This is a genomic window from Yoonia sp. SDW83-1, assembly GCF_046762885.1.
Classification (GTDB): domain Bacteria; phylum Pseudomonadota; class Alphaproteobacteria; order Rhodobacterales; family Rhodobacteraceae; genus Yoonia.
Map to the genome: position 1 here is coordinate 175978 of NZ_JBKQXO010000006.1, position 17345 is coordinate 193322.

Annotated in this window: 14 protein-coding genes; 10 read left to right on the plus strand and 4 right to left on the minus strand. The window is 59.3% G+C overall.

Annotation, left to right across the window (positions count from 1 at the left end; genetic code table 11):
- The first annotated feature begins 59 nt into the window (after window positions 1-59).
- From ACFWW4_RS09960 to ACFWW4_RS10005, 10 genes are all read left to right on the plus strand, one after another.
- Window positions 60-350 carry a hypothetical protein gene (locus ACFWW4_RS09960; protein ID WP_411890700.1) on the plus strand — a complete coding sequence of 97 codons (291 nt, stop codon included), beginning with the start codon at window positions 60-62 and terminating at the stop codon, window positions 348-350.
- The gene (gene murB, locus ACFWW4_RS09965) at window positions 343-1281 is read left to right on the plus strand and encodes a UDP-N-acetylmuramate dehydrogenase (protein ID WP_411890701.1); all 939 of its coding nucleotides are present in this window, start codon (window positions 343-345) and stop codon (window positions 1279-1281) included. Before ACFWW4_RS09960 ends, murB begins: the two co-directional genes overlap by 8 nt.
- Before the next feature lie 117 nt (window positions 1282-1398).
- Entirely contained in the window at window positions 1399-2277 is an 879-nt protein-coding gene (locus ACFWW4_RS09970; protein WP_411890761.1) for a D-alanine--D-alanine ligase, read from the plus strand.
- Complete coding sequence (locus tag ACFWW4_RS09975) at window positions 2265-3161, plus strand: cell division protein FtsQ/DivIB (RefSeq protein WP_411890702.1); 897 nt, start codon at window positions 2265-2267, stop codon at window positions 3159-3161. Before ACFWW4_RS09970 ends, ACFWW4_RS09975 begins: the two co-directional genes overlap by 13 nt.
- On the plus strand, window positions 3161-4495 hold the full coding sequence (ftsA, locus tag ACFWW4_RS09980; RefSeq protein ID WP_411890703.1) for a cell division protein FtsA: 1335 nt from the start codon (window positions 3161-3163) through the stop codon (window positions 4493-4495). The genes ACFWW4_RS09975 and ftsA overlap by 1 nt, the downstream gene beginning before the upstream one ends.
- 174 nt (window positions 4496-4669) lie before the next feature.
- Entirely contained in the window at window positions 4670-6277 is a 1608-nt protein-coding gene (ftsZ, locus tag ACFWW4_RS09985; protein ID WP_411890704.1) for a cell division protein FtsZ, read from the plus strand.
- A 222-nt stretch (window positions 6278-6499) separates the two neighbouring features.
- Window positions 6500-7417 carry a UDP-3-O-acyl-N-acetylglucosamine deacetylase gene (gene lpxC / locus ACFWW4_RS09990; protein WP_411890705.1) on the plus strand — a complete coding sequence of 306 codons (918 nt, stop codon included), beginning with the start codon at window positions 6500-6502 and terminating at the stop codon, window positions 7415-7417.
- A 133-nt stretch (window positions 7418-7550) separates the two neighbouring features.
- Window positions 7551-8387, plus strand: a complete 837-nt coding sequence (locus ACFWW4_RS09995) for an outer membrane protein assembly factor BamD (RefSeq protein ID WP_411890706.1) — start codon at window positions 7551-7553, stop codon at window positions 8385-8387.
- Window positions 8388-8423: 36 nt separating this feature from the next.
- Window positions 8424-10073 (plus strand): DNA repair protein RecN, encoded by a 1650-nt coding sequence (gene recN, locus ACFWW4_RS10000; protein ID WP_411890707.1) that lies wholly within the window; start codon window positions 8424-8426, stop codon window positions 10071-10073.
- 953 nt (window positions 10074-11026) lie between these two features.
- Window positions 11027-12637: a chloride channel protein gene (locus ACFWW4_RS10005; RefSeq protein ID WP_411890762.1), complete on the plus strand. Its 1611-nt coding sequence runs from the start codon at window positions 11027-11029 to the stop codon at window positions 12635-12637.
- A 69-nt stretch (window positions 12638-12706) separates the two neighbouring features.
- On the opposite strand, the gene ACFWW4_RS10010 is transcribed toward ACFWW4_RS10005, so the two are convergent.
- The 4 genes from ACFWW4_RS10010 to ACFWW4_RS10025 form a co-directional block, all read right to left on the minus strand.
- A complete protein-coding gene (locus ACFWW4_RS10010; protein ID WP_411890708.1) occupies window positions 12707-13048 on the minus strand; it encodes a DUF427 domain-containing protein in 342 nt (113 codons plus the stop codon).
- A 55-nt stretch (window positions 13049-13103) separates the two neighbouring features.
- Window positions 13104-14888 (minus strand): aminopeptidase P family protein, encoded by a 1785-nt coding sequence (locus tag ACFWW4_RS10015; protein WP_411890709.1) that lies wholly within the window; start codon window positions 14886-14888, stop codon window positions 13104-13106.
- Between the two features lie 76 nt (window positions 14889-14964).
- Window positions 14965-16845 carry a cobaltochelatase subunit CobT gene (gene cobT / locus ACFWW4_RS10020; protein WP_393931111.1) on the minus strand — a complete coding sequence of 627 codons (1881 nt, stop codon included), beginning with the start codon at window positions 16843-16845 and terminating at the stop codon, window positions 14965-14967.
- A gap of 76 nt (window positions 16846-16921) precedes the next feature.
- Window positions 16922-17287: a hypothetical protein gene (locus ACFWW4_RS10025; RefSeq protein ID WP_411890710.1), complete on the minus strand. Its 366-nt coding sequence runs from the start codon at window positions 17285-17287 to the stop codon at window positions 16922-16924.
- Between the last annotated feature and the right edge of the window lie 58 nt (window positions 17288-17345).

Consider the following 17345-nt stretch of genomic DNA (forward strand, 5'->3'; position numbering starts at 1 on the left):
CTTGAACACTGTTCATTAATTTGCTAAAAATGAACAATGTTCATAAATGGAGACGAATCATGACTGGTGAAGAATTCCTGATTTTTGCTGTTCCTATTGGGACTTTTCTGGCGGCCGGCGTAGCGACCTATTTCGCCGCCAAAGCACGCAGCGCACCGATCCTGACATTGCTGGGCCTGCTTTGGGCAGGGTTTACAGGTACGATGTTTTTTGGAATGGAACAGGCCAGCGGCTGGGACGGCTTTGGTTACGTTATTGCGCTGGCCTTTTTGGCGGCGCCCGCCGGTGCAGGACTTGGATTGGGTGGCCTTGTTGGATGGCTGCGTGGCAGAAGGATGATACATGCTTGACCTCCCTCCGGTGCGCGGCACACTGACCGCGCATCGCCCGTTGGCGGAACTGACATGGATGCGGGTCGGTGGACCCGCTGAAATGTTGTTTCAGCCCGCCGATGTTGATGATCTGTCCGAATTTCTCGCCGCCCTTGATCCGGCTGTGCCGGTGTTTCCGATGGGGGTAGGCAGTAACCTGATTGTCCGCGACGGGGGAATTGGCGGTGTCGTCATTCGTCTGGGGCGCGGGTTTAATGGAATCAGCATTGAGGGTGGTATTGTCACCGCTGGCGCGGCTGCGCTTGACGCCCATGTTGCGCGCAAGGCCGCCGAGGCAGGGCTGGACCTGACATTTCTGCGCACGATTCCCGGCACGATTGGCGGTGCTGTGCGGATGAATGCGGGGTGTTACGGGACTTACGTGGCCGATGTTTTAACATCGGTAACCCTGGTGCTGCGCGATGGCACGGTGACCCAGGTGGCGACCGACGCCCTGAAACTCGCCTATCGCCAAAGCGTCATCCCTGACGGTGCCGTGATCGTGCAAGCCCGGTTTACCCCGCCCGCAGGCGATCCCGAGGCTTTGGCGCAGCAAATGCAGGACCAGTTGGCCAAGCGCGACGAAACCCAGCCGACCAAGGATCGCACTGCCGGATCGACCTTTCGCAATCCGGCGGGTTTTTCCTCGACCGGGCAAGCGGATGATGTTCATGATCTGAAGGCTTGGAAGGTGATTGATCAGGCGGGGATGCGCGGGGCCACGCTGGGCGGGGCCGTCATGAACACCAAACACTCCAATTTCCTGACCAATGCCGGTGACGCAACTGCCGCCGATCTGGAGGATTTGGGCGAAGAGGTGCGGAAAAAGGTTTACGCTAGCCAAGGGATTGAGCTAGAATGGGAAATCATGCGGGTCGGAAACCGGTTAGGTGAAGATACCGCAAAATAACTGGCCGAAAACGGCCTGATCCGAGGCAAGGATCGATATAATTGACGGGTCGCCAAAGACCCGCGAAAGAGGCGGTAGGGTATGTCGAGCAGGGCAAACCCGAAAGTTGTAGTCCTGATGGGCGGTCCGTCGGCGGAACGTGAAGTTTCGTTGAGTACGGGCCGCGAATGTGCGACAGCTTTGCGGGAGGCAGAATGCGAAGTGATCGAGGTCGATGCGGACCGCGACGTTGCTGCACGCCTGATCGAAATTGCCCCCGATGTCGTTTTCAATGCACTTCATGGTCCGGGTGGCGAAGATGGCGTCATTCAGGGCGTTCTGGAGTGGCTGCAAATCCCTTACACGCATTCCGGCGTGCTGGCCTCTGCCCTGGCGCTGGACAAGGAACGCACCAAGGACCTTTACCGCAAGGAAGGTCTGCCTGTCGTGGAGAGCATTCTGGCGGCCGCTGTCGATGTGCGTGCCGCCCATGTCATGCCACCGCCTTATGTGGTGAAGCCTTACAATGAAGGCTCAAGCGTGGGCATCTACATTGTGCATGAGGATGCAAATGGCCCGCCACAACTGGCCGATGACATGCCCGACCAGGTCATGGTCGAGGCTTATGCGCCGGGGCGAGAGCTGACAACGACCGTCGTGGGTGACCGCGCCCTTACCGTGACCGATATCATCACCGACGGCTGGTATGATTATCATGCGAAATATGCGCCGGGCGGATCCCGCCATGTGCTGCCTGCTGATGTGCCCGCCGAGATTTTCGATGCCTGCATGGATTACGCCCTGCGCGCCCATCGCGTGCTGGGTTGCCGCGGGATCAGCCGCACCGATTTTCGCTGGGATGAAGCCCGCGGTCTGGATGGTCTGATCCTGCTCGAAACCAATACCCAGCCGGGTATGACGCCCACATCACTCACCCCCGAACAGGCGGCACATGTGGGCGTCACCTTTCCCCAACTGTGCCGCTGGCTGGTGGAGGACGCGTCATGCGATCGCTGATCCGCCGCAAACCGGCCACTGCGCCGCGCGATCCCGCGCCGTCCAAGCTGACCTATCGCTATCAGCGTTTGATGCTGACGCCGGGCTTCCGGGCTAGCGTACGCATTGGTGTGCCGATCCTGCTGATTGCGGCCATCGCCACATCGTTCTTTTCCAAGCCCGAAAACCGCGAAATGCTGAACACCCGGATTGCCGAAGCAAAGCAAAGCTTTCAGACCCGTCCGCAATTCATGGTGCAGGCGATTGCCATTACCGGTGCCGATGATGCGCTCACCGCGCTGGTTGATGCGGCCTTGCCGGTGACCTTTCCGGTCTCTTCTTTCGATCTGGATCTTGAGGCGATGCGCCGCACGGTCGAGGCGCTTGACGCGGTCAAATCAGCCAGCGTCAAGGTTGGGCAGGGCGGCGCGTTGGAAGTGGCTGTGACCCCGCGCGTGCCGGTGGCCCTGTGGCGTGACGGCACAACATTGCGCCTGATTGATGCGGATGGTGTGGAATCAGGCACTGTGCCAACCCGTGCTGATCGGTTGGATTTGCCGCTGATCGCCGGCGATGGCGCCGAACAGAATATCGCCGAGGCGCTGGCGCTTTATGCCGGGGCCGGTCCTTTGCGTGACCGCGTCCGTGGCGTCGTGCGCATGGGTGAACGGCGCTGGGATATCGTGCTGGATCGCGACCAGCGCATCCTGTTGCCCGATGACGGGGCCGTTCCCGCGTTCGAGCGGATCATCGCGTTGAACGAAGCGCAGGACATGCTGGCGCGTGATGTGGTCGTGGTGGACATGCGCAATGCGCAACGCCCGACACTAAGAATGAATGCAGAAGCTGCGGCGGCCCTGCGCCGTGTCAGCGAAATAACAACAAACGATGGGGCAGGCGACTAATGGGCGATCTTTACGACAGTCAGCGGGCGATGCGGCAGATGCGCAAGGCGGCGATGCAGCGGGGTGTTGTGGCTATTCTGGATGTGGGCACATCCAAGATCGCCTGTCTGGTGTTGCGCTTTGACGGACCCGAGCGGTTTCGCAGTGTCGATGGTGTGGGCTCCATGGCGGGCCAGTCACAGTTTCGGGTGATCGGTGCGGCGACAACCAGGTCACGCGGTGTCCGCTTTGGCGAAGTCGACGCGATGCAGGAAACCGAACGCGCCATTCGCACGGCTGTGCAGGCGGCCCAGAAAATGGCCAATGTTCGTGTCGATCATGTGATCGCGTGTCTGTCTGGTGCGCGGCCCCGGTCTTACGGTCTGGACGGCGCGCTCGATGTGGCGGGCGGCATGGTGACCGAGCAGGATATCAGTCAGGTCATGGCCAGCTGCGACGTGCCGGATTATGGCGCGGATCGCGAGGTGCTGCACGCGCAGCCGGTCAATTTCGCGCTGGATCACCGGTCGGGTCTTGCTGATCCGCGCGGGCAGATTGGCCATCAACTGACCACGGATATGCATATGCTCACGGTCGATGCGACCGCCGTTCAGAATCTGTTTTACTGTATCAAGCGCTGTGATCTTGAACTCGCCGGGCTGGCGTCGTCGGCCTATGTGTCGGGCATGTCATCGCTGGTCGAGGACGAACAAGAACTGGGCGCGGCCTGTATCGACCTTGGCGGCGGATCAACCGGCATTTCGGTCTTTATGAAGAAACACATGATCTATGCCGATGCCGTGCGCATGGGTGGTGAACATGTGACCAGTGATATCTCCATGGGGCTGCAGATTCCGGCGGCGACAGCCGAACGGATCAAGACATTTTATGGCGGCGTTGTCGCCACCGGCATGGATGATCGCGAGATGATCGAAATCGGCGGCGATACCGGCGATTGGGAGCACGACCGTCGGACGGTCAGCCGGGCCGAACTGATCGGGATCATGCGCCCCCGGGTCGAGGAAATTCTGGAAGAGGTACGCAGCTGTCTGGATGCGGCGGGTTTTGAGCATTTGCCAAGTCAGCAGATCGTGCTGACAGGCGGCGGCAGCCAGATCCCCGGCCTTGATGGTTTGGCCAGCAAAATTCTGGGCCAGCAGGTGCGTTTGGGCCGTCCGTTGCGGGTGCAGGGATTGCCGCAAGCCGCTATCGGGCCTGCATTTTCCAGTGCGGTTGGCCTCTCGCTCTTTGCGGCGAATCCACAGGATGAATGGTGGGATTTCGAAATTCCGGCCGACAGATATCCGGCCAGATCGCTGAAACGGGCGGTAAAATGGTTCAAGGACAACTGGTAATACGCAACATCTTGCCGATTGGCCGAGATCAAGCAGAAAAGTCAGAGTTTTTGTCCAGATTTGGTGGCGATTTTGTGTTTTTGTCGTGACCTTTCGGCATCACAGCGTTAAAGTCGACGCAATAATCAGCAGGCGCTCGTGGGCACGGGCATATAAAAACAGGCGGATCGAGTTATGACATTGAATCTTTCCCTTCCGGGGCATGAAGAACTGAAGCCACGCATCACCGTGTTCGGCGTCGGCGGCGCAGGCGGTAATGCGGTCAACAATATGATCGAGCAGGAGCTTGACGGGACCGAGTTTGTCGTGGCCAATACCGACGCGCAGGCGCTGCAGCAATCGCGTGCCTCGGCCAAGATCCAGATGGGCCTGAAAGTCACCGAAGGTTTGGGGGCAGGGGCCCGCGCGACCGTGGGTGCAGCAGCCGCCGAAGAAAGCATTGAACAGATTGTCGATCATCTGGCTGGGGCACATATGTGTTTTATCACCGCCGGTATGGGTGGTGGCACCGGGACAGGGGCGGCGCCGATCATTGCCCAAGCTGCCCGTGAATTGGGTGTGCTGACTGTTGGTGTTGTGACCAAGCCGTTTCAGTTTGAAGGCGGCAAGCGGATGCAGCAGGCCGATGCAGGGATCGAAGCCCTGCAAAAGGTTGTTGATACGCTAATCATCATCCCGAACCAGAACCTGTTCCGTCTGGCCAATGAAAACACCACCTTTACCGAAGCCTTCGCGATGGCGGATGACGTGCTTTATCAGGGTGTGAAGGGTGTGACTGACCTGATGGTGCGTCCCGGCCTGATCAACCTCGACTTTGCCGATGTGCGCGCCGTAATGGACGAAATGGGCAAGGCGATGATGGGGACCGGTGAAGCCGATGGCGAGAACCGGGCCATCCAGGCGGCTGAAAAGGCCATCGCCAACCCGCTTCTGGACGAGATTTCGCTGGAAGGTGCGAAGGGTGTTCTGATCAACATTACGGGGGGTTACGACCTGACCTTGTTCGAACTGGATGAGGCTGCGAACAAGATCCGCGAAAAAGTTGATTCAGAGGCGAATATCATCGTCGGTTCGACCCTTGATACCAATATGGAAGGCAAGATGCGGGTGTCCGTTGTGGCCACCGGGATCGATGCCGCCGTGAGCCACGCCGACCAACCTTTGCCGCGCCGGTCCATGGCCGCCCCGCTGGCCCAAACCGCAGAAGCCCCCGCACCTCAACCGGTCGAAGAAGCACCAGCCGTGGCCGCCGTTGCGGAAACCGAACAGCAGCCATCCTTTGCCGAACTCGATGTGCCGCGTGCCGAACCTACACCGCGCCCTGCCGCGTCCCAGCAGCGTCAGCCTGAACCACAGGTCGCACAGCAGGCACAGGCAGATGATGATCTGCCGCCGCCTGCCTATAAACCACGCCCGTCCCCGCAACTGACAGAGGCGGAAACCTTTGTCGCCCCACGCGCAGCGGCACCCGGCACCCCGACGCCCGAAGCACTGGCGCGCCTGCAGGCCGCCGTCGCCCGTGCGCCCGGTCAGCAGACCAACCAGTCGGCACAGCAGCAGCGTCCGCAGCAGGCGGCCACGCCCGCGGCGCAAGAGGGTGAAAAGCCACGGTTCGGGATCAATTCCCTGATCAACCGGATGACCGGCGCGCAGGCCGAAGGCGCCGCTCAGCAACCAGCGCGCACGCAGCCGCAGGTCACCGCGATCCGGCAAGAGCCAGAGCAAACCGAGGATCAGGATCGAATCGAGATTCCGGCCTTTCTGCGTCGTCAGGCCAACTAGGGCGTGCTTTTTTGCAACAAATGACGTCAGGTTGAAATCACAAGAAGGGCCACCATTTGGTGGCCTTTTTCTTTCAGAAACATAGGCTTGCTGCGCCTGCCACATTGTTGCCACAAAATCGCCCGCCGATGTTTCAGACCGTTGTAAAGAGTGAGTTGAGACATCGCCCCCCGCACTCTACTTCATGGCCAGCAAGAAATACGCCATAAGGGCCTCACCCCCGTGCAAACGACACTGAACACTGACGTGACCTTTGACGGCACCGGACTTCATTCCGGTGCACCGGTGCGCATTGTTGTGCGTCCGGCGGCTGCGTCGACAGGTATCGTGTTTCGCCGTACGGATCTGACGGGGCGTCCTGAGCTGCGGGCGACATGGGACAATGTGATCGTTTCGCCGCTGAATACGCGCCTGACCAATGCCGATGGCGTCACCGTTTCCACCATCGAACATCTGATGGCAGCGCTTGCCGGATGCGGCGTGCATAACGCCCTGATCGAGATTGATGGCCCGGAAGTGCCTATTCTGGATGGCAGCGCCTCTGCGTTTGTGCGTGGTTTTGTGAAGGCCGGGCTGACCCGGCTGTCGGCCCCGTTGCGCGCGATTGAAGTCCTCAAGGAAATCACCGTGGCCGATGGTCGAGCCCGGGCAACGCTTTCACCGGCAACGACCCTGCAGATTGATTTCGAAATTGAATTCACGGACGAGGCGATTGGTCGTCAGCAAAAGACGCTAAATTTGGCCAATGGAACATTCGTGCGCGAACTCTGTGACAGCCGCACTTTCTGCCGGTCTTCTGATGTGGATGCGATGCGCGCCAATGGGCTGGCCCTGGGCGGCACCATGGATAATGCCGTTGTCGTCGATGGTGACAAGGTGCTGAGCCCAGGTGGCCTGCGCCACGCGGATGAGGCTGTGCGCCACAAGATGCTGGATGCGCTGGGTGATCTTTACACGGCCGGTGCACCCATCCTGGGTCGTTACACCGGTGCCCGGTCCGGTCACGCCATGACGAACAAGCTGTTGCGTGCCCTGTTCGCGGATCCAGACGCATGGCGCTGGGTGAATTGTGACGCCAAAATCGCCGCTCGTCTGCCCGGCGTGGGCGTCAGCATGGCCGATCTTCACGCGGTTGCATAACAACACCTTCAGATAGTTGATCGAACTGCGGTGCAAAAGGCATTTTGCCCCCGATTTTTCTATGCTAGACCGAAACCCAACCATGGGCCAATGCGCCCCAATTCCGAGCGACCACAGCGTGGGGACAACAATAATGTCAGGCAGGTCCAGCAAGACACGCGCGCGTATTGGCGCGGTTTTCGCCTTGGCGCTATTGGTGGCTTGCGGCACCTCTAACGAAGCCCCGCTGGAAAACCTGACCGCCCAGCAGATCTTTGAACGCGGCGAACGGCAGCTTGAAAACAGCCAGCCCGACGACGCTGCGTTTTCATTTGGCGAGATTGAGCGGCTTTACCCCTATTCCGAATACGCCCAACGCGCGTTGATCATGCAGGCCTTTGCCTATCACCGCGACGGCGATTATCCCAATAGTCGTGCTGCTGCACAGCGTTATCTGGATTTCTACCCGGCGGAAGAGGATGCGCCTTACGCCGCCTATCTGCTGGCCCTGTCCTATTATGACCAGATCGACGAAGTTGGCCGTGATCAGGGGCTGACATTCCAGGCATTGCAGGCCCTAAGGCAGGTGATTGAGGTTTATCCAGACAGCGAATATGCCCGCACATCGGTGCTGAAATTCGATCTCGCCTTTGATCATCTGGCGGCCAAGGAAATGGAAATCGGGCGCTACTACCTCAAGCGTGGCCATTATGCGGCCGCCGCCAATCGGTTCCGCACCGTGGTCGAAGATTTCCAGACCACCACCCATACCGCCGAGGCGCTACACCGGCTTGTGGAAAGCTACATGGCCCTTGGTCTGATGGAAGAGGCGCAGACAGCGGGTGCCATTCTTGGTCTGAATTACCGGTCGAGCCAGTGGTACGAATCCAGTTTCGCGCTGTTGAACGGCCGGGGTTTGCCGCCTGAAGTGGCAGGCGACAACTGGCTGGCATCGATCTACCGGCAGGTGGTGCGCGGTGAATGGCTGTAGGCATGGTGGCCTAGGGCCGATCCCGGGGGGCGCGACATGCTACGCGGCCTAGACATACGCGACATGCTGATTATCGACCGGTTGGAAATCGCGTTTCAACCCGGGCTGAATGTTCTGACAGGCGAAACCGGTGCCGGCAAATCCATCCTGCTTGATGCGTTGGGCTTCGTGCTTGGCTGGCGTGGCCGGGCCGAATTGGTCCGGCAAGGCGCGGATCAGGGCGAGGTGACAGCGTGGTTTGACCTTGCCCCTGACCATCCGGCCCACGCGGTACTCGAAGAGGCGGGGATCACTGCCGAAGATGAGCTGATCCTGCGCCGCATAAATACCAAGGATGGACGCAAGACGGCTTGGGTCAATGATCGCCGTGTCAGTGGTGAGGTGTTGCGCGCCCTGTCGGATACACTGGTTGAATTGCACGGGCAGCATGATGATCGCGGGCTGCTGAACCCGCGCGGTCATCGGCAGATGCTGGATGCGTTCGCTGGTCTGGACAATGATCTGGCCAAGACCCGCGATAGCTGGCGCGCACTGGGCGAGGCGCGCAAGGCGCTGGCCGCAACCGAAGCAAAAATAGCCGAAGCCAAAGCAGAAGAGGATTATCTGCGCCACGCGGTGGCGGAACTGGATGCCCTTTCTCCTGAGGCGGGGGAAGAGGCCGCACTTGATACGCAACGTCGCCTGATGCAAGCCGCTGAAAAGATCCGTGCTGATATCGGCAAGGCTGGTGAGGCGCTAGGTTTGCAAGGAGCAGAGGGGCTGGTCACCGACGCTTCGCGCTGGTTGCAAGCCGTCGCCGACAAGGCGGAGGGGCGTCTGGATGCACCACTCGCCGCGATTGAACAGGCCATGCTGGCGTTGGACGAAGCCCAGCAAGGTGTGGCGGATTGCCTTGATGCATTGTCCTTCAACACGTCAGAATTGGAAGATGTCGAAGAACGTTTATTCGCGATCCGGGGTCTTGCGCGTAAACATGGTGTTCTGGCCGATGATCTGCGTGCGTTTGCGGATGACCTGCGCGCCCGGCTTGCCGTATTGGATGACAGCGCCAGTGATCTGAAATCCCTGACTGTGGCTGTTGAGGCGGCGCAGGCAGACTATGATGCCAATGCCATGCGCCTGACCCAGAAGCGCGCAAAGGCCGCCAAAGCATTGGATAAGGCAATGGCGGCAGAGCTTGCGCCGCTGAAAATGGAACGGGCCGTTTTTGCGACAAGCATTACCGTGGCCGAACCGGGGCCGGAGGGTGCTGATGCAGTCGCATTTACCGTTGCGACCAACCCAGGCGCACCTGCGGGGCCGTTGAACAAGATCGCATCGGGCGGAGAGTTAAGCCGGTTCCTGCTGGCGCTCAAGGTCTGCCTGACCGATGCCGCGCAAGGTCTGACCATGATCTTTGACGAGATTGACCGTGGCGTGGGTGGGGCGACCGCAGATGCAGTCGGCCGCCGGCTGGCCGATCTTGCCAAGGGCGGGCAGGTACTCGTCGTCACCCATTCGCCGCAGGTGGCGGCGCTGGGTGGGCACCACTGGCGGGTGGAAAAACGACAGGACAACGATGCGACCACATCAACGGTTGTGGCGCTTGATCAGTCTGCACGGGTTGATGAAATTGCGCGGATGTTGTCAGGGGATCGCGTGACTGATGCCGCGCGCGAGGCCGCGCGTGTGTTGATCGATCTGTAGGAAAAGAATTGGGGGCGACAACAACGCAGCTTCCCTTTCGGTCGTCTTACGTTGATGTCGCCCCCGGAACATACGGGTTACCCAACCCACTCGTAACAGTGTACGCTTTGGCCACTCACCTCCGCCACGCACGTCTTGAAATGTGTCGTGAAAGGACCCGCAAACGTTTCCTTCCTTTAAACTTGGGCAGATTCTCGCCGATATGTGGAACCGAACCCAGACACTCGTTACCTACACAAGATCTAATCGATCTCATGAAGAAGAATTAGCAGAGTTTCACGGAAGGCATCAACCTATCCCAAAGTATGTCAATAATGCTGACATAAACACTTTAAGTTGATTTTCGTATACGAAAAAGTTAACCAAGAGAGCATCATTTCATCCCTTTGGTCTTGCTGAACCCCCTCCCAAAGCCATTTTTTATACAATATTTGCAATCTGTTCTGGTCAAGCTTTCATCCGTATGCTGCCGTATTCCAGTTGGTTAACATTTTTGCGCTCCCGATGGCGTGTTAACGTTTGGGTTGAGTCTGTGACGTTCCGTAAACTCGAACTTCAAACCAGCACCGCATCACGGAGTTCTAATTTGTGTTATTTTTGCACCGGCGAAAATACGCCGACAAATCGATGAGGCGAAACAGCGAATCGAGGACTGCTTTTCCAAGTACGGACCTGTTCTGGGCAAAGTCTTCTTGACAGGAAAAACACCCGAGTCGGAAAAGCCGGTTATGGTCCCGAAACCATCTTGGACCGCCCCCGACGATCCCCTACAACAGAAGGATGTTTGATGTGTGGTGCCAGTCAAGGCTTGCCCGCAGCGTCGTTCTGTTGGCGGCCAAAGTGCCAATCGGACCATATAACCGCCAAGAGGCACGATGGGTAAATCGATAAAGGGACTGATCGAGCAGGGGGCGACAGACCTGAAAGGCGTCTGCCGCGACGGTCTGCACGTGATGAAGACACGTGGCCCCAGTCAGGTGCAATTCTGGTTCATCGCCTTGGCAATCGGCATCGCCGCTGGTGTGGCGGCATTGCTGTTTCGTCTGGGGATCGAGGCGGCGCAATCATTTCTTTATGGCACTGACGATCCGACCTATCTGGCGAGTTTTGCCGCAGGTCTGGCATGGTATCAGATCCTCCTGATCCCGATTATTGGCGGCCTCTGTGTTGGCATTATTCTGGACCGGTTTACAGATGACGGTCGCGTCCGCTCTGTCGCTGATGTCATCGAAGGTGCGGCGCTGAACGAAGGCCGGGTTGAGGTACGGCGCGGTCTGGCCTCTGCTGCTGCGTCGTTGATCACATTGTCATCTGGGGGGTCCAGCGGACGGGAAGGGCCGGTGGTGCATCTGGCGGCGGTGATTTCGACCGCTGTCTGCAGGCTGATCCGGGCCAATGGAATTACCGGGCGTGACCTGTTGGGATGCGCTGTTGCGGCGGCTGTATCCGCTAGCTTCAACGCGCCGATCGCAGGGGCTCTGTTCGCGCTAGAGGTCGTGCTGCGTCATTTCGCGCTTCACGCCTTTGCCCCTATTGTGATTGCATCGGTCGCCGGCACGGTGATCAACCGGCTGGCCTTTGGCGATGTGACCGAATTCATGCTGACGGGCAAAAACGCCCTGGAATTCTACGTCGAACTGCCCGCGTTCCTGCTACTGGGCGTGGTCTGTGGCCTCGTCGCTGTACTGTTGATGAAAGCGATTTTCTGGGCAGAGGATTTTGCGGGTTTCCTGCAAGCCAGAACCGGATTGCCCCGGTTTTTACGACCGGCTGTGGCAGGCGCGCTTTTGGGTTTGCTGGCCATCTGGTGGCCCCACATCATCGGCGTCGGGTACGAGACGACATCAGCAGCCCTGACAGGCGAATTGTTGGCCCATGAGGCGATTGTCTTCGTCGTGCTCAAGGTCATTGCGGTGGCAATTACGATGGGTGGGCGCATGGGCGGCGGGGTGTTTTCGCCGTCGCTGATGGTGGGTGCGTTGACCGGGTTGGCCTTCGGGATCATCGCCACGTCGCTTTTTCCCAATGTGTCCGGGGAGGGGACATTGTATGCCCTGGCCGGCATGGGGGCGGTTGCCGCCGCTGTTCTGGGGGCACCCATATCGACTACGCTGATTGTTTTTGAACTGACCGGCGACTGGCAGACCGGCCTTGCGGTCATGGTGTCGGTTTCGCTGTCCACGGCCCTGTCATCGCGGCTGGTGGATCGTTCGTTCTTTCTGACCCAGCTCGAGCGGCGCAATATCCATCTGGCCGCAGGTCCGCAGGCCTATCTGCTGGCGACCTTCAAGGTTGCCACAGTCATGCGCAAGACCGGTACGCCGGATGCGGCATCGGAAGATGCGTGCTGGGATCTTGTCAGTGAGGGCGTCTATATCGACGGGAATGCAACGCTGGAGCAGGCCATGCCGATCTTCGAACAATCCGGCAAAACGTTCATCCCGGTGGTCACGTTGGGGGGTGAAGAAAGCCCGCCAGAGCTGTGGGGGGCCTTGTTTCAGGTCGATGCGCTGAAGGCGATGAACCGGGCGCTGGCCGAAACGGCGGCAGAAGAACACGCCTGAGGCACCAAAATTTTCCAGAAAATTTTGGGTTACAAAGATTTTCGCGAAAATCTTTCCTCCCAGCCGCGCTCACACTTCTTCAACAGCCACCTTGGACGGGTAGAACGCCAGATGGTCTTTGATCGCCGCCACGCCATCATGCGGGTCCTCATAGGACCAGACCGCGTCCTTGATCAATCCGCTTTTGGCCGCGATGGAGTAATAGCTGGCCACACCTTTATGTGGGCAGGTTGATGTGGTGTCGCTGGGCTCAAGAAAGGCCATGGCGATGTCCGCCCGCGGGAAATAGATGACCGGCGGGTAATCCCCTTCCGTCAATTCCAGCGCATTGCTGCTTTCACCCAGCACCGCGCCGCCAGCGCGAACCGTCCAGTTGCCTTTGGCTGGTCTGATCTTGATATGGTCCGCCATGGCTGGTCCTCCCTCTGAAATCACACATCCCGCCGGGGTATCTGACGCCTTGATGTCAAAGCGGTGCGCAGGCTTTGGTCAACCAATCACCCGCACGATCATCCAGACGCCCCCCAAGAAGGTGCAGCGTATCGGCATGATAGCGATCAATCCAGTCCCGTTCTGCGTCCGACAGCAAATTGACATCAATCAGACGCCGGTCGAATGGCACGTAGGTCAGCGTCTCGAAATGCAGCATCTCGCGGTCGTCGCCTCCTTCTATGGCGGACGCTTCAGCCACGACGATCAGGTTTTCGATCCGGATCCCAAACGCCCCTTCGCGGTAATATCCCGGTTCATTGGACAGGATCATGCCGGTTTCCAGCGCCACTTCTGACCGGCGCGAGATGCCTTGCGGCCCCTCATGCACGCTCAGGTAACTGCCGACCCCGTGCCCTGTTCCGTGATCATAATCCATGCCCGCCAGCCAAAGCGGCGCGCGGGCCAGGGCATCCAGATGCTGCCCGCCAACCCCTTTTGGAAAGCGGATGCGGCTGATCGCGATCATGCCCTGCAGCACGCGGGTGTAGCAGGTGCGATGTTCCTCTGTCGGGTCGCCCACAATCATCGTGCGGGTGATATCGGTGGTTCCGTCCACATATTGGCCGCCACTGTCGACCAGCAGTAACTCACCCGGTTTCACAGGGCGATTGGTGTCTTCACTGACACGGTAATGCACAATGGCACCGTTCGGCCCGGCACCGCTAATGGTTTCAAAGCTGATATCGCGCAGGGCATTGGTATCGCGCCGGAACCCTTCAAGCGACTTGACCACGTCGATTTCAGTCAGCGTCCCCTTTGGAGCCTCAGCGTCCAGCCACGCCAGAAACCGGACCATAGCCACGCCATCGCGTTCATGGGCGGCTTTGGCGCCAGCGATCTCTGCCGCGTTCTTGCGCGCCTTGGGCAGGATGCAGGGATCGCGATCCTTGATGATGTCGATCCCGGCGTCGCGTAGCGTCGATGCCACCACATCGGGGCACGATTTCGGATCGATCCGAACCGGGCCATCAAGCGCCGCGACGGCGTCAAGAAAGCCATCCACATCACGAACGGTCACATCCGGGCCAAGGTGGTCCGATATATCTTTTGCCTTATCTGATCCGGCAAACAGGTTGACGGTGCCGTCATCCGAAAGGACCGCAAAGGCCTGCGGGACCGGGTTACGCTCAATATCCGTCCCACGGATATTCAACAGCCAGGCAATACTGTCGGGCAAAGTGATAATCGCGGCCGTCGCCCCCAGATCTGACGCGAGACGGCGGCGTTTGTCGGCATGGCTTTCGCCCGCATGTTCCATCGGGTGAGCAGTAAACGGGGCGTTGGGAGGATCCGGCTGATCGGTCCAGATGGCGTCAACCAGATTGGCAACAGGGCGCAGGGTAAAGCCCTCCAGCTTGTCGCGCAGATCGGCAATTTCGCTGGCGGTGTGCAGCCAGGGATCATAGGCAACGACCCCGCCATTTGGCATCTGTTCGATCAGCCAGTCGGCCAGTTTGACCTCGGGCCAACGGACTGGCGTAAAATCATCGGCCACCTGCGCCCGCACCTGCACGCGGTAGCGGCCATCGATGAAGATGCCCGCGATAGTCTGCAACACCGCACAAAACCCCGCAGAGCCGGAAAATCCGGTCAGCCATTCCAGCCGCGCGTCGCGGGGGGCGACATATTCGCCTTGATGCGCGTCGGCGCGTGGAACAAGAAAACAGTCCACCTCATGCTGCGCCATCAACAGGCGGAGCGCGGCCAGTCTGGGCGGCCCCTGATCAGGTGAGGATTGTGCCTCAAAGGTTTGAAACATAATACTTTTCCTCAACTTCTTTCTTCCAGAATAACTCCCGCCGGAGGCGAACAAATTTCTGGAAATCTGTTCTGGCCTAACCCGCCTTGCGCATGCCCAGCACGCGGGCGCGTTTGCGTGGATCGCTGTCGAAAAGCGACGCCAATTGTTCGGTCATCGCCCCGGCCAGTTGTTCCACATCCGTGATCGTGACTGCGCGTTCATAATACCGTGTCACATCATGGCCGATCCCAATCGCCACAAGCTCCACGGCCTTGCGTTTTTCCACCATGCCGATCACATCGCGCAGGTGTTTTTCCAGGTAATTCGCAGGGTTAACGGACAAAGTTGAATCGTCCACCGGCGCCCCGTCAGAGATCACCATCAGCACCTTGCGCTGTTCCGGCCGGGCCACCATGCGCCGATGCGCCCATTCGAGCGCCTCACCATCAATGTTTTCCTTCAACAGCCCTTCTTTCATCATCAGCCCCAGATTGGGCCGGGTCCGCCGCCAGGGCGCGTCTGCGGATTTGTAGATGATGTGGCGCAGATCATTCAGGCGACCGGGGGTCGCGGCGCGGCCCTCTTGCAACCACTTCTCGCGGCTTTGTCCGCCCTTCCACGCCTTCGTGGTAAAGCCCAGAATTTCCACCTTCACATCACACCGTTCCAGCGTGCGCGCCATGACATCAGCACAGATGGCCGCGATGGAAATCGGGCGACCACGCATGGACCCGGAATTGTCCAGAAGCAGGGTCACCACAGTGTCGCGGAAATCAGTGTCTTTCTCGACCTTGAAGGACAGCGGGGTTGTGGGCGAGGCGACGATCCGGGCCAAGCGGCCCGCGTCCAGAATGCCCTCTTCCCGGTCAAACTCCCATGACCGGTTCTGCTGCGCCTGCAGGCGGCGCTGCAGCTTGTTGGCAAGGCGCGACACGGCCCCTTTCAGTGGCTCCAACTGCTGATCAAGATAGGCGCGCAGCCGTTCCAGCTCGACCGGCTCCGCCAGATCCTCGGCCCCAATCTCTTCGTCAAATTCTGTTGTGAAAACGCGGTAATCAGGATCAGCCTCTGATACGGGCTGCGGGGCGGGCGGCTCCAGCGGGGCCTCGCCCTCTGGCATCTCGGTTTCTTCGCCCATTTCCGCATCAGCCTGATCATCCATACTGACCTCGGCCTGTGATGCATCCTGCTGATCTTCCTGGGTTTGTTCTGGCGAGGCTTCGGCGTCTTCACCTTCGCTTTCATCCTCTCCGGTGCTGTCTGGCTCGTCCTGATCGTCCTCGGAACTCTCCTCGGCCTCGTCTTCCTGATCGTCGTCAAGGCTGTCAGGATCATCACCCAACTGATCGCCATAGCCCATATCGCTGATCAGCTGACGGGCGAATTTGGCAAAGGCCTGTTGATCGGACAGCGTGTCTTCCAGGCTTTCCAGCGTGCCACCGCAATGATCTTCGATAAAGCCGCGCCACAGCTCCATCACGTTATCCGCCCCTTTGGGCAGATCGCGACCTGTGGCCAAATGGCGGATCAGATAACCGGCTGCGACTGACAGCGGCGCATCGGCGGCTTGCGTGATCTGGTCATACCCCTTGCGGGCGGCCTCATTGCCGATTTTCGCGTCGATATTGCCAGCCGTGCCGGGCATATGCTGGGCGCCAAGGGCTTCGACACGGGCGGTTTCCATCGCCTCGTACAAATCCTGCGCCATCTGGCCTTGCGGCATGTAGCGGGCGCCGACCTTGGGGTCGTGAAACTTGTGGCGCAGGGCAAACGCGTCGGCAGTGCCACGGGCCAACAGCACCTCATCGCGTGTCATCCGGCGCGACACTTGTGGCAGGCGGATCGTCTCAGCCGTTTGCCCAGCCGGATCAACCGAATAGGTCACCGCCAGTTCCGGATCATCGGCCATGACCTTGGTCGCCTCGGCCAATGCCTTTTTGAACGGATCTGCTGGGTTGTCGGATGGTTTGCTCATCGGCCGCGTCCTCTGCTGGGGTGCAAACTAGAACCGGGCGGGCGCAATGACCAGAGGCCAGGGACGCAAACCGTGCCTACTCTTCGATGAATTCATCCTCTTCAAAGGTGATATTCGCCTCTGGTGCGATGTCGAACGGGTCTTCGACCAGTCGGTGCAGTGTATTGAGGTTGGCAACCCCGGGCACAATCGCGCCGCTCTCATCAACAAAGGCGAGGCGGGGGCGATAAGTCTTGCCGCCGATCCTGATCTCGCCTTCGTCAAACAGATAGGCCAGTTCGGTCAGGATGCCTTCGACATTGGCCTTGGCTGCGTCTGCGGGCATATTTTCGGCAAAAAGAGGCAGCAAAGCATGCGCCATCAGTGTTGCGGCGGATTCTGACAAATCCTCGTGGCTGACCACATAATCTGCGGGCAGCTCTGTCCCAACTTTCATTTTCATAATTGGCTCCGATCTATTCGTGAGGCAGAGCATACTGCCGGGAAATCCCGCACCGCAA